The following is a 20,411-nucleotide window of genomic DNA, read 5'->3' as shown; positions in this document are numbered from 1 at the left end:
GCCGTGAACACGTGGGTGGCGTAGCGGGCGAGGGCCTCGCCGCGGCCTCCCAGGTGACGGGCCAGCACGCCGAAGGCCGCGAGCCACACCAGCACGGCGCCGATGTTGACCAGGTGCACCACCCGCCACGACGGGCGCTCGGCGACGTAGGCCAGGGTGTCGGCGGCCGAGTCGACGGGCGGGTTCCCGTGCAGGGCCGAAGGCAGGACGTACAGGACGGTTCCGGCGACGAGCAGTCCGGGGACCAGGACCGCAGGGGCCGTGTCCCGCGTGATCGAGGACATGGTGACTCCTGGGATGTCGGTCGACACTGTCTAGCCATATTATATCTAGTCATACTATGTCGTCCAGAGCGGGCGGAGACATCCCTCCGCCGCGGCACTCCTAAGGTGGTGACCATGTCGCGCCGTCCCTCACCGCTCGCGCTCGTCGTGCTCGTCCTGCTCCACGAGCAGCCCCTGCACACCTACCGCCTGCACAAGCTCATCGTGGAGCGCGGCAAGGACCGCGTCGTGAACGTGGCCTCGCGCAACAGCGTCCAGCAGACCGTCCACCGCCTGGAGCGGGAGGGCCTCATCGAGGCCGCCCTGACCGAACGCGCCGAGGGGTTCCCCGAGCGCACCGTCTACCGGATCACCGAGGCCGGGACCGACGCGATGCGTTCGACCCTGCGCGAGGCCCTCTCCCGCCCCGCGTCCGAGTACCCGGTCTTCGTCGCCGCCCTCGCCTCGGCCGCGGTCGAACAACCCGGGGTCGTGGCCGAACTGCTGGAGGAGCGCAGGCGGGCGGTCGCCGCCGCGATCGCGGACCAGGAACCCGCTCCGCCGGACATGCCGCGCGTACTGACCATCGAGGAGGAGTACCGCGAGCACATGGCGCGCGCCGAACTCGCCTGGCTCGACCGCACCCTGGGCGAACTGCGCTCCGGGAACCTGGACTGGGACATCGCGGACCTCGTCGCGTGGGGACGCGCCGTCGAGAGCGGTCGACCGGACTGACCGGAGCCCGGGTGCCCTCCCGTGCGCGGGCAGTGGAAGGTCCTCGCCCTCGACGGCGCGGTCACGGCCTTCCCCGCCGCCGTCGTCCACATCGGCGGTGCTGGCTCCATGTGGCCTGCTCACGTCGCCACCGGCACGGCGACGGCGGTCGGCCTGCCGCCTCTGACGCGCAAGCGCCTTCAACGCTCGGGCCCGGGGCCGGTGTCGGCGGCGCGCCCTTCTGGGGGCCGGGGTGGTGGACGGCACCCTCCCGGAAGTCCAGCGAAGTGCGAAAATACACCCATGTTCGCGCAGATTCTTGTGGCGGCCGGGATGCTGGCCGTGCTCACGATGGCTCCGGGACCCGACATGGCCGTGGTCGCGCGCCAGGCCGTATCGGGCGGCCGGAGCGACGGGCTGCGCACGGTCGTCGGCGTGGCCGCGGGCCTGCTCCTGTGGGGCCTGCTGGCCGTCATCGGTCTGGCGGCGCTCCTGGCCGCCTCGGCCACGGCCTTCACCGTCGTCAAGTTCGCCGGTGCGGGTTACCTGGTCTACCTGGGCGTCAGGGCGCTGCTCAACAGCCGCCGCCCGGAACCGACGGTGGTCCACGGCCCCGCGGAACGCGGAGGCAACCCCTGGATGACCGGGGCGGTCACCAACGCCCTCAACCCCAAGATCGCGGTCTTCTACGTCAGCCTGCTCCCCACGCTGTCCCCGCCCCAGCTGTCCCCGCAGGTGGGGATGGCCCTGTTGGTCCTGACGCACGTGGTGCTGACGGTGGCCTGGCTGGGCGGCTTCGTGTTCCTGCTGAACGTCGCCAGGGCCTTCTTCGCCCGCCCGGTGGTGCGCCGGTGGATGGAGCGGATCACCGGAGGCGTGCTGATCGCCTTCGGCGTCCGCGTCGCCACCGCCCGCCCCTGACCGGGCCGCGGGTCGGAATCCCCCACCGCCGTCCCGTGGGTGCCGCCTCCGGCCGGTGGGATGTTGACCGCCGTTTGGTCCTACGGCGGTCCGGCCGGGGGTAGGAGCCGGCCCGGAGCTTCCATGGCCGCGGGTGCCCACCCGGGCCGCACACACGCCGGGAGGGGTTCATGGCACGTGGCACCGGTACGGGGCACAGGGCCGCCGGAGTCCCGCGACCGACCAGGTCCGGGGACGACCGCACACCGACGGGGGGACCCTCCTTCGACGACACCGCCGACTTCGACGACGCCCGCCGCGGACACATCGCCACGGCTCCTCCCGAGGTCACCGACGACGAGGGGCGCCCGGTCTGGGACCTGCGCGCGTTCTCCTTCCTCCAGGAGGGCACCGACACCGCCCCGCGGACCGTCCACCCGCACCTGTGGCGTCAGGGGCGGCTGACCGCCGTCAACGGCCTGTTCGAGGTCGTCGAGGGCGTCTACCAGGTGCGCGGCATGGACCTGTCCAACATGACCCTCGTCGAGGGCCGCGAGGGCGTCGTCGTCGTGGACCCGCTGGTGTCGGAGGAGGTCGCCGCCGCGGCCCTGGCGCTGTACCGCGAACACCGGTCCGAGCGCCCGGTCACCGCCGTGGTCTACACGCACCCCCACCTGGACCACTTCGGCGGTGTGCTCGGCGTCGTCGACGCGGCCGACGTCGGGGCCGGCCGGGTCCCGGTCGTTGCGCCGAAGGACTTCATGGAACACGCCGTGTCCGAGAACGTCTACGCCGGTACGGCGATGATCCGACGCGGCATGTACTTCGGGGCCTTCGACCTCGAACCCGGACCCGAGGGACGGGTCGGCATGGGGTTGGGCATCGGCACCTCCAGCGGCCGGGTCGGTCTGGTCCCCCCGACCCTGGAGGTCACCCGCACCGGACAGGAGGAGGTGCTCGACGGGGTCAGGTTCGTCTTCCAGATGACGCCGGGGACCGAGGCGCCCGCGGAGATGAACTTCTTCCTGCCCGACCATCGGGCCCTGTGCACCGCCGAGAACGCCTGCCACACGCTCCACAACCTGCTCACCCTGCGTGGCGCCCAGGTCCGTGACGCGCGTATGTGGTCGCGCTACCTGAACGAGACCATCGAACTGTTCGCCGACGACTCCGACGTCGTCCTCGCCTCGCACCACTGGCCGATCTGGGGCACGGAGAGGATCCGCGGGTTCCTCACCGAGCAGCGCGACGTCTACGCCTACCTCCACGACCAGACGCTGAGGCTGATGAACCGGGGCGCGACCGGAGCCGAGATCGCCGAGGAACTGCCGCTACCGCCCGGGCTGGAACGGGCGTGGAGCACCCGGGGCTACTACGGCTCGATCTCGCACAACGTCAAGGCCGTGTACCAGCGCTACATGGGCTGGTTCGACGGCAACCCCGCCCACCTGTGGCAGCACCCGCCCCAGGCGCAGGCACGGAGGTACGCCCGCGCCATGGGCGGGACCGACGCCCTCCTGGGCCAGGCCCGGTCCTTCGCCGACGAGGGGGACCTCCGGTTCGCCGCCGAACTGGCCTCGCACGCCGTCTTCGCCGATCCCGAGCGGTCCGACGCCAAGGAGCTGCTCGCGAACGTCCTCACCCGGCTCGGCCACGGATCCGAATGCGCCATCTGGCGGAACTTCTTCCTGGTGGGGGCCCTGGAACTGCGGGAGGGCGTCCCGCCTACGGCCATCGCGCTGGCCGAGAGCCTCGTTCCGGCGCTGAACGTCACCCAGATCCTCGACTCGGTCGCCATCCGCGTCGACGGGCCCCGCGCCTGGGAGGAGGCGCTGTCCCTGGACCTGCACATGACCGACACCGGTGAGCGCTACCGGGCCATGCTCTCCAACGGCGTCCTCATCCACCACCCCGATCCCCGGGGCGACGCGGCGGAGCTGACGCTGACCCTGTCCAAGGAGCAGCTGGTCCGGGTGCTCTCCGAGGGGACGCTGGACGGCGTGGAGCACCGGGGCGATCCGGACGTGCTCCGCCGGTTGGTGTCCGTCCTGGACGAGCCCCGTACCGACTTCCCGATCGTCACGCCCTGAGCACCGACGCGGGGCCGCCACGGCGTGGAGCGCTCAGTCCCCGACCGGACCGGTGTCGACGCGTTCGCCGCGGGTCGTCTCCACCACCAGGACGAGCTGGTCGGGTACACGCCCCCGCAGGTCCGTGACGAGGACGTCCACCGGGGGCGGCGACTCCGGGACCCGGACCTCCACGTGCATCGCCCGCGCGGCCACGTACACGCGTGTCACCGAGGCGTTCGGCTGTGCGGAGATCCACCGCCGGGCCGCCTCCTCGGTCCGGTCGGTCCACACCTTGAGCAGGGCGGTGAGCGCGGTGTTGGCCACCAGCGGTACGAGTACGGCCACGAACAGCGAGCCGAGCACGAGGCGTGCCCCGCGCGGGGACCGCCCGCCCCCGTCCTTCGGGGGCGTGCCGTGGCCGGAGGCGGCGAAGACCACCATGCCCGCGAAGACCAGGGCGAGGAGGTTGGACAGGAAGAGCACCAGCGCCCCGGCCGCCAGCCACACCGCCGCCTGCCCCAGGCACACACCCGCCACCACGAGGGGAGGGACCAGGGAGATGGCGATGGCCACCCCCGGCAGGACGGCGGCGACGTCGCGTCGGGACAGGGCCACCGCCCCGGCCATACCGGTCGCCAGGGCGGAGACGAGGTCCATGACCCCGGGTGAGGTGCGTCCCGCGATCTGGCCGTTCTCCAGCAGGACGTAGTTGCTGGGGACCACCACGGAGAACACCACTCCGACGGCGATCACCAGAAGGCATCCGAGGACGACCGTCCTGACCGCTCCGGTCCCGCGCCGGCCGACGACGCCCAGCGCGATCCCCATGATCGGCGTGGACAGGGGTGCGATGATCATCGCGCCGATCACCGTGGCCGCCGAGTCCGTCAGCACGCCGCCGGCGGCGATGACCGCCGACAGCGTCAGCATCGTCCAGAACGCCGACCTCTTGCTCCTGCTGTCGCCCGACGACGGGTCGAGGTCCTGGATGATCTCGGCCGACGTGCGCAGTTGCGCGGCCGGCAGGACGCGTTCAAGGGTTCCGCTGAGCATGGACCGAGTATTTCCCCGACCTCCCCGAAACCGTCGAAGGCACGGCGCCGGCGGAGCGGGTTCTCGGCGGACTCACGAAGCCCGCGGGAGTCCGCCCGGAGACCGGGAGGCACCGGGGTTCACGCGGGGCGGACCGCCAGGGCCACCTCCACCTCCTGCCGGGTGCCCCAGCGGGCGATCCTGCGGCAGGTGAGCATCGCGTAGAGGTACAGGGGCCGCAGGAGGAGGAACCGCCAGACCGCGGCCAGCGGGGAGAGCAGGTACAGCAGGAACAGGTACGCTCCGGACTCGTCGCTCCTGCGGACGGTGAAGACGCGCAGGGCCATGACGTAGTTGATCGCCAGTCCGATCTGGAGCATCGCCAGGGCGAGGGACTCCCACTGCTGGCGGAGACCGTCGTCCAGGAGGACGATCAGGGGAAGCGCGTAGGCCAGGAACATGTGGAGGTACTCGGTCACCGTCCCCCAGAACACCACGCCGCCCATCGGCATGTACCGCAGCCACCACAGGTGGCGGACCGTCGTCCCCCTCATCCAGCGCAGCTGCTGGCCGAGGTAGTGGCGCAGCCGTTCGGGGACGAGGGTGAAGACGATCGCGGACGGCTGGTGCACCGTGTCGCCCCTGAGGAGCGCGTAGAACGTGAGCATGGAGTCGTCGTTCATCTGCATGGGACGGCCCCAGAAGTGCTCGTTCTCGTACGCTCCCGCGCACGCGCGCACCGTCTCCGCCCGGTAGAAGGCCAGCGTGCCGGAGTTGATCGTCACCCGGCGCAGGACCGACTGGGCGCTGCGCATGCCGCGGGTGAACGGCAGGTAGAGCACGCACGTGAGCCTGGTGAGCAGGTTGGCCTCGTGGTTGAGCACGATGACGTGGCCCGCCACCGACTGCGTCTNAGGGCCCCCAGCCCCTCCCGCACGGCGTGGCGGTCGAGCACCGAGTCGCTGTCCAGGGTGACGAAGACGTCCGCGTCGTCCTCGGCGAGCACGTGCATCTGCGCGAACCGCTTGCCGCGGTTCCCGGTGCGGTCCCAGGTGGCCTCGACGCCCAGTTCGACCGCCCGTGCGAGGAACGCGTCGCGGATGTCGTCGTAGTCCACGGGGAGGCCGGTGGACGCGTCGACGGACCCGTCGTCGACGACCCGTACACGGTCCACCCGGCGGCTCTGCGCGAGGACCGAGCGCAGGCACGAGCGCAGGACCAGCGGGTCCTCGTTGTAGACGGGGATCTGGACGGTCACGGTCAGGGCGTCCAGCTCCGCGTGCTCCTCGGCCGTGGCCCGGACCGGCCGCTCGAACCACGCGAAGGGGGCCCACCACAGGAGCAGGAACGAGGCGAGCCACACCATGGCCAGACTCGCGTCGTGGCCTCCGACCACGCCGAGGAGGTGCAGCAGCCCCCAGACGGCGAACCCGGCGAGCGCGATCGTGCCCAGGAACGCCATCGCCCCGGGGCGGGCGCACCTCGCCTCGGGCAGCGGCGGATCCTCCGGTGCCTTCGTCCCGTGTCCGTCGTCACCGGTCGTGGAGGGGCTCATCGTTCCATCGGTCCCCGGTCGCGGCGGAAGGAGACGCGGACGAGGAGGGCTCCGGCGACCACCAGGACCAGTCCGACGGCGATCAGCCAGAGGTAACCGGTGGCCAGACCGGTCACCGCGAGCGTTCCACCGGAACTGGCGGTGTATCCGTAGGGCATCGACTTTTCCTCCGTGTCGCGTGAGGTGGCGTCACCTGTCTCCCACGGAACGGCCTCGCCGGCAAAAAGACACCGACCTTTCCGGGTAAAGATCCGGTCATGTTTCCCAGCCGGGCACCAAGGGCTCGACATGTCCGCCACCAACCCTTTTTCGTGACGAAAGCACACTTATCGGACTCTTCATCGACCAGGGGGCATGTCCTCTAACGTTATGTTCGACTACTTTTCCGGAATACCGCTCATGAGAACGCATACGAAGGATGAGGAGAGGTCCGGCACACGCTCCCACCAGGCACGGACGGAAAGGGCGGCCACCGCGGCCCTTCCCCGCACCACCGCGATGACGCGCCGACCGCGAGTTCTCAGTAAGCTTCGTGAACCATCCCCTTTTCCCCAGCGCGCCCCACCGTGCCCTGTCCACCGTCGTCGCGTCCCACCCCAGGGCGGCGACCGAAGCAGCCTGGAGCAGACTCTGCCGTGTCCTTCCTCGAAGCAGTCATCCTTGGCCTGGTCCAGGGACTGACCGAATTCCTCCCGATCTCCTCCAGCGGACACCTGCGCGTGGTGTCGGCGTTCTTCGGGTGGCCCGACCCCGGCGCCGCCTTCACGGCCGTCAGCCAGATCGGCACGGAACTGGCCGTGGTGATCTACTTCCGCAAACGGATCTGGGCGATCCTGTCCACGTGGACCAGGTCCCTGTTCAACCGGGAACTGCGCAGCGACGTCAACGCGCGCATGGGCTGGTACGTCATCCTCGGCTCCATCCCCATCGTGGTCCTCGGCCTGCTCCTGGAGGAGCAGATCGAGAGCGTCTTCCGGGACCTGCGCCTGATCGCGCTGAACCTCATCGTCTTCGGCGTCATCCTGGGCGTCGTGGACCGGTACACGCGCAAGCACCGGACCCTGGAGGACCTCAACGTCCCCCGGGGCGTGACCTTCGGCCTCTTCCAGTCGCTCGCCCTGATCCCGGGCGTCTCCCGCTCGGGCGGCACCCTCACCGGCGGGATGCTGCTGGGATTCCAGCGCAAGGACGCCGCCGAGTACGCCTTCCTGCTGGCGCTGCCCGCGGTCTTCGGCGCGGGCGTGTACCAGCTGACCGACATCGGCGGCAACGAGTACGCCGGATGGGGCGCCACCATCGTGGGGACGGTCATCGCGGGCGTCGTCGGTTTCGTGGTGATCGCCTGGCTGATGCGCTTCATCTCCACGCACAGCTTCATGCCGTTCGTCTACTACCGCGTCGGCCTGGGCATCCTCGTCCTGGCCCTGGTGAGCTGGGGAGTGATCGACCCGCAGGGCGGCGCGGGCTCGGAGACCGCGCGCAGCGAGATCGTCAGCGTGGAGGAGACGCCCGGGGAGGAGTCCGAACCCGGCGCCGAACCCGCCTCCGGGACCGCCCCCGGGGCCGAGCCCGCCTCCGGGAACGACCCCTCCGCCGAGCCGTCCGGGACGCCCTCCGAGTCGCCCTCCCCGGCCGTCGACCCGGTCACCGGCTGGGCGATCGACCCCGAGGTGGGTCTGCCGCGCAACCCCGAGACCGGCCTGTACCACGACCCGGACCTGGGGATGGACGTCGACTACGACGTCACCACCGGTCTGGCCACCAACCCGGTCACCGGCCAGACCTACGACCCCAAGGCGGACGACTGATTCCGCAGGCCGGCCGCCCCCTCGGGGGGTGACCGCCGGGCCCCGCGGTCACCCCCCGAGGTTGCGGACCGCGGTGTCCAACCGCCGTGCCAGGGCTTCGAGCTCCTCCCCGGTGGGATCGCCCCCGCTCCGTTCCGGGGCGAGGTCGGAGCGGTCGGCCAGGCGCAGTGCGCCCTCGTAACGCGGGTCGTCGAGGTCCGCCGCCTCGACGACGTCGGCCCGGCCCCGGTGGACGATCAGCACCGGGTCGCCGTCCTCCGTACACAGCAGCCGAGCCACGTGCTCGGCGCGGATGGTCGCCATCACCGCCTCCTCACTGGGACACCTGCTCTCTCGCCTGCCCTGAGTGGTCCCCCGGGGAACATGTCCACGGGCGCCCGTCCACCTCCACGAACGCAATGGTCACGGCGGCGCCGGATCAGCACGGCGGCGCCGGGAGCGGCCGAACGGCGCGAACGCGCTGACGCCTCCCTGGTGAACAGCGGATGACATCCTCCCAAGAGGTCGGCACACACGTGCTGAACTGGTGTTTTCCTCCCGGCGAAGCGGAGGTGAATTGCGCGCTTTTCCCTTCGGCCTCCGATTCCACCAGCAAGCACGCCGGGATCCGCGCCCCACACGGACCGTGCACGGGTGCGGCCCGATCCGGGAGCGCCCGCCAGAACGGGGTCCTGACCACGACCGCACCCCGGAAGCAATGGATGTGAGGCGCACCACGGGAGCTTCGACAAAAACCCCAGGTGGGCGAGGCGAAGACTCCGCCCCTCTCGCGCACGGACAGATAACCGCGATGCCCCTGGGACCCATGTGCACTAAAGTTTCCTTGTTATGGGGCATTCAGCAAGAAGTCCGTCTTCGGGGGACATAATCCGACCAACCCGGCAGGGCAATCCCGAGCTCGCCCGGGCGCTTTCCGCGCACCTGGGGATCGAGCTCGCCCCCCGGGAGTTCACGCTCACCGACGGCACCCGGGTCGGGGTCGACTGCGCCGACGGGAGCCACCCGACCATCCTGGCCCAGTTCTCCCCGCTGCACGGCCCGATGAAGTCGGCGCAGCGCAACAAGGTCATCGCGGACGCCTTCAAGCTCGTCTGGCTGCGGGACCGCCACTTCCCGGACGCACGCGCCATCGTGGTCCTCGGCGAACCCCTGGCCAGGCTCTTCGGGCGCGGCGCCTGGCTTCCCGTGGCGTTCGCCTCCCACCGGATCACGATCGCCCTCGTCGACGATCATCTCAGGATTCGGACACTCGATATCAGTATGTGATCAAGGCTTCATAACGCGTTAATGAGCAATCTCTAACGTTCCACACGTCAGGATTCCCGCGGGCCGTCGACATGCTTGCTTCCACCCGCTCTCCATCGAAGGTCCTCGGGCACCCATGCCCGGTGACGGCTATCTGGAGGGTGTCCCATGGGTTCTCCCCATGCGGTCGTACTCACAGGCGCTTCCGGTCCGCGTACCGCCACGGTCTCCCCCGGCTCCACCATGCGCCCCGCGCCGCCCGTCGGCACCGCGTGCCCCGCTCCGGCTCCGTACCGCCCGACCCCCTTTCCGGTCGATGAAGCCGCACCTTCGTGACCTGCGCGTCCGTTTTCGTCCGGCACACACCTGTTCACCACCGAGGACACGGTGTGCAATCATCCGACCACGCACGAAGAGGAGCAGTATGGCATCCCCACAACGGCCGGAACCTGACCGGAGCACCGCAGACCCGGTCCACCGCACCCACGACCGCGCGCACCGATGGTGGAGTGCCACGTGAGCGACGACCGTATCGAGGTGCGCGGGCTCACCAAGACGTACGAGGGCGGTGACCCGCTCCGCCCCGCGCTCGACGGCATCGACCTGGAGATCCCGCGCCGCCACTTCGTCAGCCTCATCGGCCCCAGCGGCTGCGGCAAGTCCACCCTGCTGCGGGTGATCGCCGGGCTGGAGGGCCACGACAGCGGCGACGTCACCGTCTTCGGCTCCACCCCCAAGCACATGTGCGAGGCCAAGGCGGTGGGCCTGGTCCCCCAGACCCCCGCCCTGCTGCCGTGGCTCAACGTCCGGCGCAACGTGTCCCTGCCCTCACGGGTCAACCGCCGGGCCGGAAGGGGCAGCGAGGACCCCGACCAGCTGCTGCGCATGGTGGGCCTGGACGACGCCGCACGCAAGTACCCGCACGAACTGTCCGGCGGGATGAAGCAGCGCGTCGCGATCGCCCGTGCCTTCGGCCTGCGGCCCGACCTCCTGCTGATGGACGAGCCCTTCTCCGCCCTGGACGAGTTCACCCGCGAGGCGCTCCAGCTCCAGCTCCTCAACATGTGGGAGCACATGTCCACGACGGTCGTGTTCGTCACCCACTCCGTACGTGAGGCGGTCACGCTCTCCGACCGGATCGTCGTGATGTCCGCCCGGCCCGGCCGGGTGCACGAGGTGCTGCCCGTCGACCTGCCCCGGCCCCGGGACAGGGACGTGGTGAGCGGACCGCACATGCACGCCCTGGAGGACCGCGTCCGCGCGTCCCTCCAGTCCGCCTGGGAGGCCGGAGCCGCCCCCGACGACCTCGTTCCGCTGTGAGAGGAGGAGAGACCGTGGCCACCAGCACGCCCGCCCGGCCCCGCCCGGGCCACGAGGCGCACCCGCACCGCCGTGCCCCCCGCCGACGTCGACTCGGACTGGGGATCGGCCTGTGGCTGCCCACCGCCGTCGCGGTGGTGCTCTTCGGCTTCGCCTGGTCGGCGATCGCGGAGGACCAGCCCTACCTCCTGCCTCCGCTGGCTGAGGTCGGAGCGGTCCTCGTCGAGGACCCCGCGCTGTTCCTGGACAACGCCTGGTCCACCCTGAGCATCGCGCTGTCGGGTGTGGCCTGCGGCGCGGGCACGGCGTTCGTGCTCTCCCTGCTGATGTCGGAGATCCCGTTGCTGCGGCGCGCGATCATGCCGATGGCCGTGGTCCTGAACGTGACCCCGGTCGTCGCGCTCGCCCCCGCGCTGGTGGTGGCGTTCGGGTTCGGCATGACCCCCAAGGTCATCGTCACCGCGATCATCACGTTCTTCCCCGTGCTCATCAACGTGACCACGGGACTGCGGTCGGTGTCCGTCCCCGTCCTGCACGTCTTCTCCACCCTGCACGCCTCCCGCATGGAGGTGCTGTTCCGGCTGCGCATCCCCAGCAGCCTCCCCTACACCCTCGCCGCGCTGCGAGTGGTGTTCCCCCTGTCCATCGTGGGCGCCGTGGTCGCGGAGTTCGTCGCGGCCGGGTCCTCAAGCGGGCTCGGCACGATGATCCGCAACTCGGCCGCGACCGCCCGGTTGGAGTACGTCTACGCGGCCGTCGCCTGTCTGGCCGCCATGGGCGTGCTGATGCTCGCACTCATCACCGTCCTCGAACGCAGGCTGCTGTTCTGGCACGAGTCCCAGCAGCGCCCCACCTCCTAAGGAACACATCCCCATGACCACTCCGCCTCACCGCCCCCGTCGTCGACGCCAACGCTCACTCGCAGCGGCGGCAGCGGCGTCGGTCCTCCTCCTCACCGCCGCGTGCGCCGGGGAGGAGGCCACCGAGGACACCCCCGAGGTCGCCACCGTGATCGGCGAGGAGCGCTGCGAGACCAACCGCGCCGCCGGGACGATCACCTACATCACCGGTTACCAGTACCAGTCCTCGGTCAGCATCCTGGAGGCCATCGCCGCCGACGCCCTCGGCTACTTCGAGGCCGTGTGCCTGGACGTGGAGATCAAGCCGGGCAGCGGTGACACCATCGGCAACTCCCAACTGGTGTCGGCGGGCACCGCCCACTTCACGTCCCTGGGCAACGAGGCCGAGGTCGTCCAGGCCAACAACGCCGGACACAACGTCATCGGCATCTCCACCTACGGGCACGTCCCCATCGCCAGCCTGCTGACCGGCACGGACATCGAGGAGCTCAAGGACCTGGAGGGTACCACCCTGGGCCACAAGGGCATGGTGCCCGCGCCCCTGGCGGCCATGCTCACCGAAGCCGGGGTCGACATGGACAGCCTGGAGATCGTGGAGGTCGGCTACGACCCCAGCGTGCTGCCCCGCGACCAGGTGCAGGCACTGACCGCGTTCCGCTCCAACGAGCCCTTCCTCCTCACCAACATGGGCGAGGAGTTCAACGAGTGGCTCCCCGAGGAGTACGGGGTCGTGGGTTCATTCGGGGTGATGGCCACCAACCCGGAGTGGGCCGAGGAGAACCGGACGGTGGTGGAGGACTACCTGCGGGCGCTCGCCCGCGCCTTCGACCACTGCCAGGAGAACGGTGAGGAGTGCGTCGGGTACGCCGCCGATCTGGCCGAGGCGGGATACGACTCCGAGCACAACCTGCGCATCTGGAACGCCGAGCAGGAGCTGGTGAAGGCCTCCACCCCCGACGACTCCACGAGGGGCTACATCGACCTGAGCCTGACCGAGGCCGAGGTCCGGACGCTCATCGACAACGACCAGCTCGACGAGATGCCCGAACTGGAGCCCCTGTTCGACCCCCGCTACCTGGAGGCCGTCCACATCGCCGGACAGGTGGACTGGCCCGGCGGAGAGTAGCCGCCGGCCGGACACGGCGGTGGACGGGACACGGACCGTCCACCCGGTGAAGGCCGCACGGCCCCGGCGCCGCGCGACACCGCGCGGCGCGGGGCGCACCCCGAAAACCGCGCCTGGCGCGCGAAGGACGTCCCGGGGCGTACACGGCCCGGGACGTGAGAGCAAGAAACGAGGAACCAGGGATGTCAGAACCAGGCGGGTCTTCGGCCGCCGAGACCGAGTACGGCATCTTCCTGCCCATCGGCAACGGGGGGTGGATCGTCTCGGAGACCGCACCGCACCCCGAGGCGACCTACGAGTACAACAAGAAGGCCGCGGTCCTGGCCGACGCCTACGGACTCGACTTCGTCATGTCCATGGGCAAGTGGCGCGGCTACGACGGCGCGACCGACCACTGGGGTCGCACCCTCGAGTCGATGACGATGATGTCGGGGCTCGCGGAGGCCACCGAGCACGTCAAGGTGTGGGCGACCGTGCACACGAACCTGTTCCACCCGGCCCTCGCGGCCAAGATGTACACCACCCTCCAGGACGTCAGTGGTGGCCGGGCCGGGATGAACATCGTGGTGGGCTCCTACGTGGACGAGTTCGCCCAGATGGGTCTGTGGCGCGAGGACATCGGCCACGGCGACCGGTACCGCTACACCGAGGAGTGGACCAGCGTCCTCAAGCGGCTGTGGACCGAGGACTCGGTGACCCACGACGGCGAGTTCTTCCACCTCGACGACTGCCGCTCGCGGCCGCACCCCTCCCCCGCGCCGACCCTGATCAGCGCGGGCCGCTCCGACACCGGCCTGAACTTCCAGGCCCGGCACTGCGACGGCTCGTTCCTGACCGCGGAGGACCTGCCCGGTCTGCGCACCGCCAGCCGTGACGTCAAGGAGCGCGCCGCGAAGGAGGGGCGGAGCATCCGGACGTACTCGATGCTCACCGTCGTCATGGACGAGACCGACGCCGCCGCCGAGGAGCGGAGGCTGGAGTACGGCCGCGGCGCGGACATCGACGCCCTCGTCAACATGAAGCGGTCGTGGGGCCTGCCCCTGGACAAGGCCCTGTCGCTGACCTCCGAGCGCCCCGAGGACGAGGCGTTCCAGACGCCGTTCGTCACGGGGTCCCCGGAGACGGTGGCCGGGCGTATCCGCGAGATCGTGGAGTACGCCGAGCTCGACGGTCTGATGCTGATCTTCCCGGACTACCACGCCGACCTGGCGGAGTTCGGTGAGAGGGTCATGCCGCTGCTGCGCCCCGAGCGGGAGAAGGACGCGTAGCGGGGCGGTGCGCCCCGTCCGCCGCCCCGGTCCCCTGACGGGGCCGGGGCGGCGGACGGTTGGGGCTCTCCTCGACCGGGTAGTCAGTCTCCGTGTCACCGCAGGTCAGGCCGCCCACCGCTGTTGACCGGCGCGAGCGGCCCGACCCCCGCACGAGTCGGAGGGACTGACATGAGCGTCAAGCGTGGCATCGAGGGGCTACAGGACATCCTGGGAGAGCTGGACTTTCCCGTGGACAAGGACCGGATCGTGGCCCGCGCCCGGGACGCGGGCGCCGACGAGGAACTGCTCAGCGCCCTGCGGTCCATCCCGCCCGCCCAGTACAACCAGCGTGAAGAGGTGCTGCGTTCGGTGCCCCTGCCCCGCTCCGAGACGGACTCGCACACGGAGTCCGCGCGTGCGCAGCTGCGCAGGGAGCACACCAAGCCCGGTATGTCCGAGTCGACGAAGGAGAGCCGACCGGTCAACCCCATCGAGGAGGAGCTGGGCGAGAACCGCAAGGCCTGACGGGGTCCGCCCCGCGCGTCCGCCCCCGGAACCGGTCATCCGGCTCCGGGGGCGGACGTGTGTCCGGTCCGATCGCCGCCCCGAGCACGGCGGCGGAAGGAGGAGGCCGCGGGCCGACGACCGTCCTCCGACTCCACCGCGCGAGGGGGGCGGTCCCGGCCGTCCCCTCACCGCTGGGAGGGGACGCGGCGGTCCACCGGGCGTGTCAGTCCACCGAGCGGATCAGCTCGGCGATCCGCTCGGGCCGCTCGTCCAGTGCCAGGTGGCCCGCCCCCTCCAGGACGGCCACGTCCGCGTCCAGGAAGCGGTGGGCCGGGCCGTGCAGGCGCGCGGGGGAGTAGAACACGTCGTGGGAGCCGGTGGCCACGATGACGGGGGTGTCCCCCCAGGGGCGCAGGCACTCCAGCGGCAGGGCCCCCGGGGCCAGGCTGGTCCGGCAGTGGCGGCCGACCAGCGTCATCCACTCGGCGTGGGGGTGCGTGCCCGTGGCGGCGTACCCGGGGCCGCTCATGAAGTTGAGCAGGCGGGTGCTCTTGTCCTCGCGCGGGCCGATCATCCACGGAAGGGCGACCCGCATCAGCTGGGAGCTCACGGCCGCCGAGGTCAGGCCCGCCGGACCGACCAGGACCAGGGCGTGGACGAGCGGGGAGGGTTTGGACGCCAGTGCCACGACCGCTCCGAGCGAGTGGGCGAGCACCGTGACGGGACGGTCGGTGAGCCTGGGGAGCACCTCGTCGAACCAGGAGCCGTAGGCCGCCGCCCTCTCCGTCCGCGGCCGGACACCGGCGCTGAGCCCCGGCTGTCCGGGCAGGTCGACCAGGACGACCTCCCGGTCGCGGGCGATGACCCGGGCGCAGTCCACCGACGTCGCCGAGTTGAAGTTGGTCCCGCTCAGGACGAGCACCGGGGGCGTCTCCCGGTCAGTGGTACGCGTGGTGCGGAAGGCGCGTGTGGGGCCGAGTGCGGTGTCGGTCACGGGTAGCGCGGTGAGTTCGGACCACGCGGCGATCCGCTGTTCGCACCAGGCGCGGATCTGGCGCTCCCCGGCCTCGGAGCGGTAGACGCACCCGCCTCGCGGGCCCCCGACGCGCGGCCTGCCGTCGTGGGGGCCGCCGTCCCGCGGACTGGTCTCGGGCATGGGACACCTGTGGTTTCAGCGTAGGCGACAACGACCACCGACCAGTCTTCCCGGCACACCTCCGGAAGACTGTACTTCACCCGTGTTGGCGTGCCGCTCGGAACGGGCACACCACCCCTGGACTGGACATTCATCCCATCTTCGGCGAGCATGGGCGAGGCGCGCGAGTGCCTAGGTGTGCCGGGAAGACTGGTCGGCGAGTCCTGATCGTCGTACACCCGGAAAGTTGCACATGAGTATTGATCCGATCCTGCGCGCTGAGAGGCCGGGACCGCTCTCCCGGCTCGCCGATGTGCTCCGCAACGACAGCGTCGGCGGCTTCCTGCTGATCGGCGCCGCAGCCCTCGCGCTCGTCTGGATCAACTCGCCCCTCGGCGAGGTCTACGAGAACCTGCGCTCGATCACCTTCGGCCCCGAGGCCCTGCACCTGAACCTGTCCCTGGAGACCTGGGCGGCCGACGGACTCCTCGCGATCTTCTTCTTCGTCGTCGGCAACGAGCTCAAACAGGAGTTCGTCCACGGCGAGCTGCGCAACCCCAGGCGCGCCATGCTGCCGATCGTCGCCGCCGTCTGCGGCATGATCGTGCCCGCCGTCATCTACGCCGCCATCAACTTCACCTCGCCCGACACCATCCACGGGTGGGGCATCCCGATGGCGACCGACATCGCGTTCGCCGTCGCGATCCTCGCGGTGGTCGGCCGGGGGCTGCCGACCGCGCTGCGGACCTTCCTCCTGACGCTGGCGATCGTGGACGACCTCGGCGCGATCATCGTCATCGCGGTCTTCTACACCTCGGGTATCCACTTCCTGTCCCTGCTGGCCGCCGTCGTGGGTCTGGCGGTCTTCTGGTACCTCCAGCGGGGCAGGGGGCTGGCCGCCAGGTTCAACGCGTCGGTGGTCCCCAACTGGCTGGTCTACGTCCCCCTGGCCCTCGTGATCTGGTTCCTGGTCCACGAGAGCGGCGTACACGCCACCATCGCGGGCGTGGCCATGGGTCTGCTCATGCGCACCAACAAGCTGCCCGGTGAGAAGCACGACCCCAGCCACGGCGTGGAGCAGCTGCTGCGGCCCTGGTCCGCGGGTCTGGCCCTGCCGATCTTCGCGTTCTTCTCCGCCGGGGTGGTCTTCGACGGCTTCGGCCAGGTCCTCACCGACAGCGCCGCGCTGGGCATCATCGCGGGCCTCGTCCTCGGAAAGATGGTCGGTATCGCGGGCGGCGCGTGGCTGACCACGAAGGTGACCAGCGCCGAGCTCAACCCGGACCTGAGGTGGATCGACATCGTCGGCATGTCGCAGCTGGCCGGTATCGGCTTCACCGTGTCCCTGCTGATCACCGAGCTGACGTTCGCGGACGCGCCCGAGCACCTGGCGCACGCCAAGACGGGTGTGCTGGTCGCCTCCCTGGTCGCGACCCTTCTCGCCACGTTCATCCTGGGCGCCCGGTCCCGGCACTACCGGAAGCTGGAACGCCGGGCCGACACCACCGGCGATCCGTCCGAGTAGGCGGACACGGACGACCGCGCGCGACGGCCCGCCTCCCGTTCTTGAGTTCGGGGAGGCGGGCCGTTTCTCCGTCGCAGGGGGAGTTGGACGGGGTGGCCGCCGAGCTCAACGGTCGTCCCCGTCAGGCTCCGGGTTGGGCCGCCCCGGCCGAGGATCTCGACAAGTCCCCTTCTCCTGTCGCGACAGTCGCTTGGCGGCAGGCCGCCGAACCTCGCTCCGAGCGCGGGATCGCGGCGAACAGGACGGTCCGGTAACCCGTCTCGACCACCGCACCGAAGGGCGCGGAGACGACGAAAGGCTCCCCCGCCCCCGACCCTTGGGGCCGGGGGCGGGGGAGCGGACGGCCGCGTTCCTAGAGGCTGACGCCCAGGACCCAACTGACCACGGTGTACATCGCGACCAGGATCATGAGGATCGCGATGATGTTGAGCCAGACGCCGCCCTTCATCATCTGGGCGATCCGCACGTGGCCGGAGCCGAAGACGATCGCGTTCGGCGGGGTGGCCACCGGGAGCATGAAGGCCATCGTGGCGGCGAGGGCCACCGGGACCACCAGGGACAGGACGCTGATGTCCATGCCGACCGCGACACCGCCGAGGATCGGCAGGAAGGTGGCGGCGGTGGCGGTGTTGCTGGTGAGCTCGGTCAGGAACAGGACCAGCCCGGCCGCGACCAGGATCAGCACCCATGCGGGCACGCCCTGGAGGACGGAGACCTGGTTACCGATCCAGTTGCTCAGTCCGGAGTCGGTGAACTGCCCGGAGATGGCCAGGCCGCCGCCGAAGAGCAGCAGGACGCCCCACGGGAGCTGGACGGCGGTGTCCCAGTCCAGCAGACGGTTCCCGCGGTTGACCGGGACGAGGAAGAGCAGGACCGCGACGGTCATCGCGACACCGGCGTCGCTGATGTTGCCCAGCCACGGCAGGGCGCCGCCGATGGTCTCGGTGTCGGCCAGGATCGGGACGAAGATCCAGGAGAGCGCCGCGAAGGCGAAGATCGCGAGCACGAACTTCTCGCCGCGCGACATCGGGCCCATCTCGTCGAGCTCCCCGCGGATGAGCTCCTGCGCGCCCTCGACCTTCTTGACCTGCGGCGGGAAGACCTTCACCAGGACGAACCAGGCGATGAGCATGAAGATCGCGGCCAGCGGCAGACCGACCAGCATCCACTCGCCGAAGCCGATGTCGATGCCGTGGACGTCGGAGAGGTAGCCGACCATCAGGACGTTGGGCGGCGTGCCGATGATGGTGGCCACCGAACCGATGGAGGACGAGTAGGCGATACCGAGCATGAGCGCGGTGGCGAAGTTCGCGTCGGTCCTCCCGTCACGGAACTGGGTGATCAGCGCGACGACCGAGAGGCCGACGGGAAGCATCATCACGCTGGTGGCCGTGTTCGACACCCACATGGTGATGAACCCGGTGGCGATCATGAAGCCGCCGACGAGGCCCGCCGTGTTGGAGCCGACCTTGGAGACGATGAAGAGCGCGATCCGCTTGTGCAGGTTCCACTTCTGCATCGCCAGGGCGAGCATGAAGCCGCCCATGAACAGGAAGATCGTGTCCGAGCCGTAGGACGAGGCGACGTCGTCGACGGAGGTGCCCTCCAGCAGGACGGGGAAGAGCACCAGCGGCAGCAGTGAGGCGACCGGGATCGGGATGGCCTCGGTGGCCCACCAGATGGCGATGAACGCCGTCACCGCGGCCACCGCGCGCCCGTTGGCCGACAGGGTCGGCTCGCCCTGCTCGCCCTCGGCGAGGGGCAGCGGCATGTCCGGCATGAGGAAGTAGACCAGCAGGCCGACCAGGGGGCCCGCGACCAGCCCGATGACACGTGAGGGCGGAGTGCCCTTCGTGGGCCTGCCGTCCTGTGTGGGGGATGTGGTGTCGGGCGCGTCGACACCCTGCTTGGACGTCATGTCTCCTCCGATGTGTCGTGGGCCTTACCGTCCGGTTAATCCGACTTGACATAGTGATGGTGGTGATCTCCCCATTCCGTGGCCAAGCTCTCACCCGAGATTTGAGGTTCCTCTGACATTGGGCCACCGAGCGCCAGTGACCTGGGACACTCAGTGATCCGTTCCGTGGCGCCTAAGCTGCACGTATGCATCCAAGAGGACCTCACCGGCGCGCTGCCCTGCGGGGAGCCGCGGGTGCCGTCGTCGCGGTCGCGTTGGGCGGGTGCGCGTGGCGCGGCCCCTCTCCCTCGCCGCCGTCGCTCGTGGTGGCCACGGGCCCGCCCGGGGCCGTGTACCGGGAGATCGGCGCGGAGATCGCGGAGCTGCTGGACGCCCGCCTGCCCGACACCCGGGTGCGGTCCGTCGAGACCGGCGCCTCGCACGACAACCTGCGCCTCATCGAGGCGGGCGAGGCCGACCTGGGCCTGGCCAACCTCGACTCCATCCTCGCCGAGGAGGTGGCGGAGTCCGGTCCCCTCCGCGCGATCGGCCGCCTCTACGACAGCTTCGTGCACCTCGTGGTCCTGGACGGGTCGCCCGTGCGCGGCCTGGACGACCTGGAGGGCCGGCGCGTCTCGGTCGGCGCGTCCGGCTCCGGCACCGGGTTCACCGTGGACCAGATCGTCGAGGAGACCGGGCTGGAGATGGAGGAGGTACGCCTGGACCAGGCGTCCTCCGCCGAGGCGCTCTCGCGCGGGGAGATCGACGCGATGTTCTCGCTGACCGGGCTGCCCACACCGGCCATCGCCGAACTGGCCCGCGAGCACGCGACGCGCCTGATCGACCTCTCCGACACGGCGGCGGTGATGGCCGAGTCCCACCCCGTGACGTACTTCCCCGCCACCATCCCGGGAACGACCTACGAGGGCGTACCCGCCTGTCCCACCATGTCCGTGCCGAACCTGCTGCTGTGTCCGGCCGACCTGCCCGACGACCTCGCCCACGTGGTCGCCGACACCGTCTACACCGGCGCGCGGCGGATCGCCGCCACCCGGCCCGAGGCGGCCCAGATCAACGTGCGCACCGGCATCTCGACCGGCGTGGTACCCCTCCACCCGGGGGCCGCGCGCTGGTACCGGGACAACAAACCCTCCTGACCGCCGGGCGGTCCGGGCGGCGGGCGCGCACGGCGGTCTCCGCGA

The 20,411-nt window shown here is 70.5% G+C and carries 20 protein-coding genes; 12 read left to right on the top strand and 8 right to left on the bottom strand.

What is annotated here, in order from left to right:
* On the bottom strand, positions 1-284 hold a 284-nt coding region (locus D455_RS0113005; protein ID WP_026122585.1), incomplete at its 3' end, for a hypothetical protein.
* Positions 285-398: 114 nt separating this feature from the next.
* On the opposite strand from D455_RS0113005, the gene D455_RS0113000 reads away from it, so the two are divergent.
* The 3 genes from D455_RS0113000 (at position 399) to D455_RS0112990 (ending at position 3,967) form a co-directional block, all read left to right on the top strand.
* Positions 399-998, top strand: coding sequence for a PadR family transcriptional regulator (locus tag D455_RS0113000; protein ID WP_026122584.1), 600 nt, complete (start codon positions 399-401; stop codon positions 996-998).
* Positions 999-1,280: 282 nt separating this feature from the next.
* A complete protein-coding gene (locus D455_RS0112995) occupies positions 1,281-1,898 on the top strand; it encodes a LysE family translocator (RefSeq protein ID WP_017571156.1) in 618 nt (205 codons plus the stop codon).
* A gap of 170 nt (positions 1,899-2,068) precedes the next feature.
* On the top strand, positions 2,069-3,967 hold the full coding sequence (locus D455_RS0112990) for an alkyl/aryl-sulfatase (RefSeq protein ID WP_017571155.1): 1,899 nt from the start codon (positions 2,069-2,071) through the stop codon (positions 3,965-3,967).
* Between the two features lie 33 nt (positions 3,968-4,000).
* Here the strand turns inward: D455_RS0112990 and D455_RS0112985 are convergent, their stop codons facing one another.
* The 4 genes from D455_RS0112985 to D455_RS33745 all read right to left on the bottom strand — a co-directional run bounded on the left by D455_RS0112985 (position 4,001) and on the right by D455_RS33745 (position 6,694).
* Positions 4,001-5,002 (bottom strand): DUF389 domain-containing protein, encoded by a 1,002-nt coding sequence (locus tag D455_RS0112985; RefSeq protein ID WP_017571154.1) that lies wholly within the window; start codon positions 5,000-5,002, stop codon positions 4,001-4,003.
* Positions 5,003-5,121: 119 nt separating this feature from the next.
* Positions 5,122-5,823 carry a hypothetical protein gene (locus tag D455_RS35350; RefSeq protein WP_241480243.1) on the bottom strand — a complete coding sequence of 234 codons (702 nt, stop codon included), beginning with the start codon at positions 5,821-5,823 and terminating at the stop codon, positions 5,122-5,124.
* A complete protein-coding gene (locus D455_RS35345) occupies positions 5,763-6,347 on the bottom strand; it encodes a glycosyltransferase (RefSeq protein WP_449289309.1) in 585 nt (194 codons plus the stop codon). The genes D455_RS35350 and D455_RS35345 overlap by 61 nt, the downstream gene beginning before the upstream one ends.
* A 185-nt stretch (positions 6,348-6,532) precedes the next feature.
* On the bottom strand, positions 6,533-6,694 hold the full coding sequence (locus D455_RS33745; RefSeq protein WP_017571153.1) for an LPXTG cell wall anchor domain-containing protein: 162 nt from the start codon (positions 6,692-6,694) through the stop codon (positions 6,533-6,535).
* 477 nt (positions 6,695-7,171) lie between these two features.
* On the opposite strand from D455_RS33745, the gene D455_RS0112970 reads away from it, so the two are divergent.
* A complete protein-coding gene (locus D455_RS0112970; protein ID WP_017571152.1) occupies positions 7,172-8,344 on the top strand; it encodes an undecaprenyl-diphosphate phosphatase in 1,173 nt (390 codons plus the stop codon).
* 48 nt (positions 8,345-8,392) lie between these two features.
* Here the strand turns inward: D455_RS0112970 and D455_RS0112965 are convergent, their stop codons facing one another.
* Entirely contained in the window at positions 8,393-8,647 is a 255-nt protein-coding gene (locus D455_RS0112965; RefSeq protein ID WP_017571151.1) for a hypothetical protein, read from the bottom strand.
* 525 nt (positions 8,648-9,172) lie between these two features.
* Between D455_RS0112965 and D455_RS0112960 the strand changes: the two genes are divergently transcribed.
* The 6 genes from D455_RS0112960 to D455_RS0112935 all read left to right on the top strand — a co-directional run bounded on the left by D455_RS0112960 (position 9,173) and on the right by D455_RS0112935 (position 14,670).
* Positions 9,173-9,610, top strand: a complete 438-nt coding sequence (locus D455_RS0112960) for a hypothetical protein (protein ID WP_017571150.1) — start codon at positions 9,173-9,175, stop codon at positions 9,608-9,610.
* 495 nt (positions 9,611-10,105) lie between these two features.
* Positions 10,106-10,909, top strand: coding sequence for an ABC transporter ATP-binding protein (locus D455_RS0112955; protein ID WP_017571149.1), 804 nt, complete (start codon positions 10,106-10,108; stop codon positions 10,907-10,909).
* A gap of 14 nt (positions 10,910-10,923) precedes the next feature.
* On the top strand, positions 10,924-11,769 hold the full coding sequence (locus tag D455_RS0112950) for an ABC transporter permease (protein WP_017571148.1): 846 nt from the start codon (positions 10,924-10,926) through the stop codon (positions 11,767-11,769).
* 13 nt (positions 11,770-11,782) lie between these two features.
* Positions 11,783-12,895: an ABC transporter substrate-binding protein gene (locus tag D455_RS0112945; RefSeq protein WP_017571147.1), complete on the top strand. Its 1,113-nt coding sequence runs from the start codon at positions 11,783-11,785 to the stop codon at positions 12,893-12,895.
* 182 nt (positions 12,896-13,077) lie between these two features.
* Positions 13,078-14,163, top strand: coding sequence for an LLM class flavin-dependent oxidoreductase (locus D455_RS0112940; RefSeq protein WP_017571146.1), 1,086 nt, complete (start codon positions 13,078-13,080; stop codon positions 14,161-14,163).
* Between the two features lie 171 nt (positions 14,164-14,334).
* Positions 14,335-14,670, top strand: coding sequence for a DUF2795 domain-containing protein (locus D455_RS0112935; RefSeq protein WP_017571145.1), 336 nt, complete (start codon positions 14,335-14,337; stop codon positions 14,668-14,670).
* Between the two features lie 205 nt (positions 14,671-14,875).
* Here the strand turns inward: D455_RS0112935 and D455_RS0112930 are convergent, their stop codons facing one another.
* On the bottom strand, positions 14,876-15,808 hold the full coding sequence (locus tag D455_RS0112930; RefSeq protein WP_017571144.1) for an alpha/beta fold hydrolase: 933 nt from the start codon (positions 15,806-15,808) through the stop codon (positions 14,876-14,878).
* A gap of 232 nt (positions 15,809-16,040) precedes the next feature.
* Here D455_RS0112930 and nhaA point away from each other — a divergent pair, with 232 nt between their 5' ends.
* The gene (gene nhaA / locus D455_RS0112925; protein ID WP_026122583.1) at positions 16,041-17,312 is read left to right on the top strand and encodes a Na+/H+ antiporter NhaA; all 1,272 of its coding nucleotides are present in this window, start codon (positions 16,041-16,043) and stop codon (positions 17,310-17,312) included.
* Positions 17,313-17,664: 352 nt separating this feature from the next.
* Here nhaA and D455_RS0112920 read toward each other — a convergent pair whose 3' ends face one another.
* Complete coding sequence (locus D455_RS0112920) at positions 17,665-19,230, bottom strand: SLC13 family permease (protein ID WP_017571142.1); 1,566 nt, start codon at positions 19,228-19,230, stop codon at positions 17,665-17,667.
* A gap of 185 nt (positions 19,231-19,415) precedes the next feature.
* Between D455_RS0112920 and D455_RS0112915 the strand changes: the two genes are divergently transcribed.
* Entirely contained in the window at positions 19,416-20,366 is a 951-nt protein-coding gene (locus D455_RS0112915; protein WP_026122582.1) for a TAXI family TRAP transporter solute-binding subunit, read from the top strand.
* The last annotated feature ends 45 nt before the right edge of the window (positions 20,367-20,411 follow it).

The organism is Nocardiopsis halotolerans DSM 44410, from assembly GCF_000341065.1.
GTDB classification, from domain to species: domain Bacteria; phylum Actinomycetota; class Actinomycetes; order Streptosporangiales; family Streptosporangiaceae; genus Nocardiopsis; species Nocardiopsis halotolerans.
This window is presented reverse-complemented; position numbering and strand designations above follow the sequence as displayed.

What these genes read in the sequence shown, in the direction of transcription:
- D455_RS0113000 (WP_026122584.1), top strand. Translation starts at nt 399, where the DNA reads ATGTCGCGCCGTCCCTCACCGCTCGCGCTCGTCGTGCTCGTCCTGCTC.
- D455_RS0112995 (WP_017571156.1), top strand. Translation starts at nt 1,281, where the DNA reads ATGTTCGCGCAGATTCTTGTGGCGGCCGGGATGCTGGCCGTGCTCACG.
- D455_RS0112965 (WP_017571151.1), bottom strand. Translation starts at nt 8,647, where the DNA reads ATGGCGACCATCCGCGCCGAGCACGTGGCTCGGCTGCTGTGTACGGAG.
- D455_RS0112945 (WP_017571147.1), top strand. Translation starts at nt 11,783, where the DNA reads ATGACCACTCCGCCTCACCGCCCCCGTCGTCGACGCCAACGCTCACTC.
- D455_RS0112935 (WP_017571145.1), top strand. Translation starts at nt 14,335, where the DNA reads ATGAGCGTCAAGCGTGGCATCGAGGGGCTACAGGACATCCTGGGAGAG.
- D455_RS0112930 (WP_017571144.1), bottom strand. Translation starts at nt 15,808, where the DNA reads ATGCCCGAGACCAGTCCGCGGGACGGCGGCCCCCACGACGGCAGGCCG.
- D455_RS0112990 (WP_017571155.1), top strand. Translation starts at nt 2,069, where the DNA reads ATGGCACGTGGCACCGGTACGGGGCACAGGGCCGCCGGAGTCCCGCGA.
- D455_RS0112915 (WP_026122582.1), top strand. Translation starts at nt 19,416, where the DNA reads ATGCATCCAAGAGGACCTCACCGGCGCGCTGCCCTGCGGGGAGCCGCG.
- D455_RS0112920 (WP_017571142.1), bottom strand. Translation starts at nt 19,230, where the DNA reads ATGACGTCCAAGCAGGGTGTCGACGCGCCCGACACCACATCCCCCACA.
- D455_RS0112985 (WP_017571154.1), bottom strand. Translation starts at nt 5,002, where the DNA reads ATGCTCAGCGGAACCCTTGAACGCGTCCTGCCGGCCGCGCAACTGCGC.
- nhaA (WP_026122583.1), top strand. Translation starts at nt 16,041, where the DNA reads ATGAGTATTGATCCGATCCTGCGCGCTGAGAGGCCGGGACCGCTCTCC.
- D455_RS0112940 (WP_017571146.1), top strand. Translation starts at nt 13,078, where the DNA reads ATGTCAGAACCAGGCGGGTCTTCGGCCGCCGAGACCGAGTACGGCATC.
- D455_RS33745 (WP_017571153.1), bottom strand. Translation starts at nt 6,694, where the DNA reads ATGCCCTACGGATACACCGCCAGTTCCGGTGGAACGCTCGCGGTGACC.
- D455_RS0112960 (WP_017571150.1), top strand. Translation starts at nt 9,173, where the DNA reads ATGGGGCATTCAGCAAGAAGTCCGTCTTCGGGGGACATAATCCGACCA.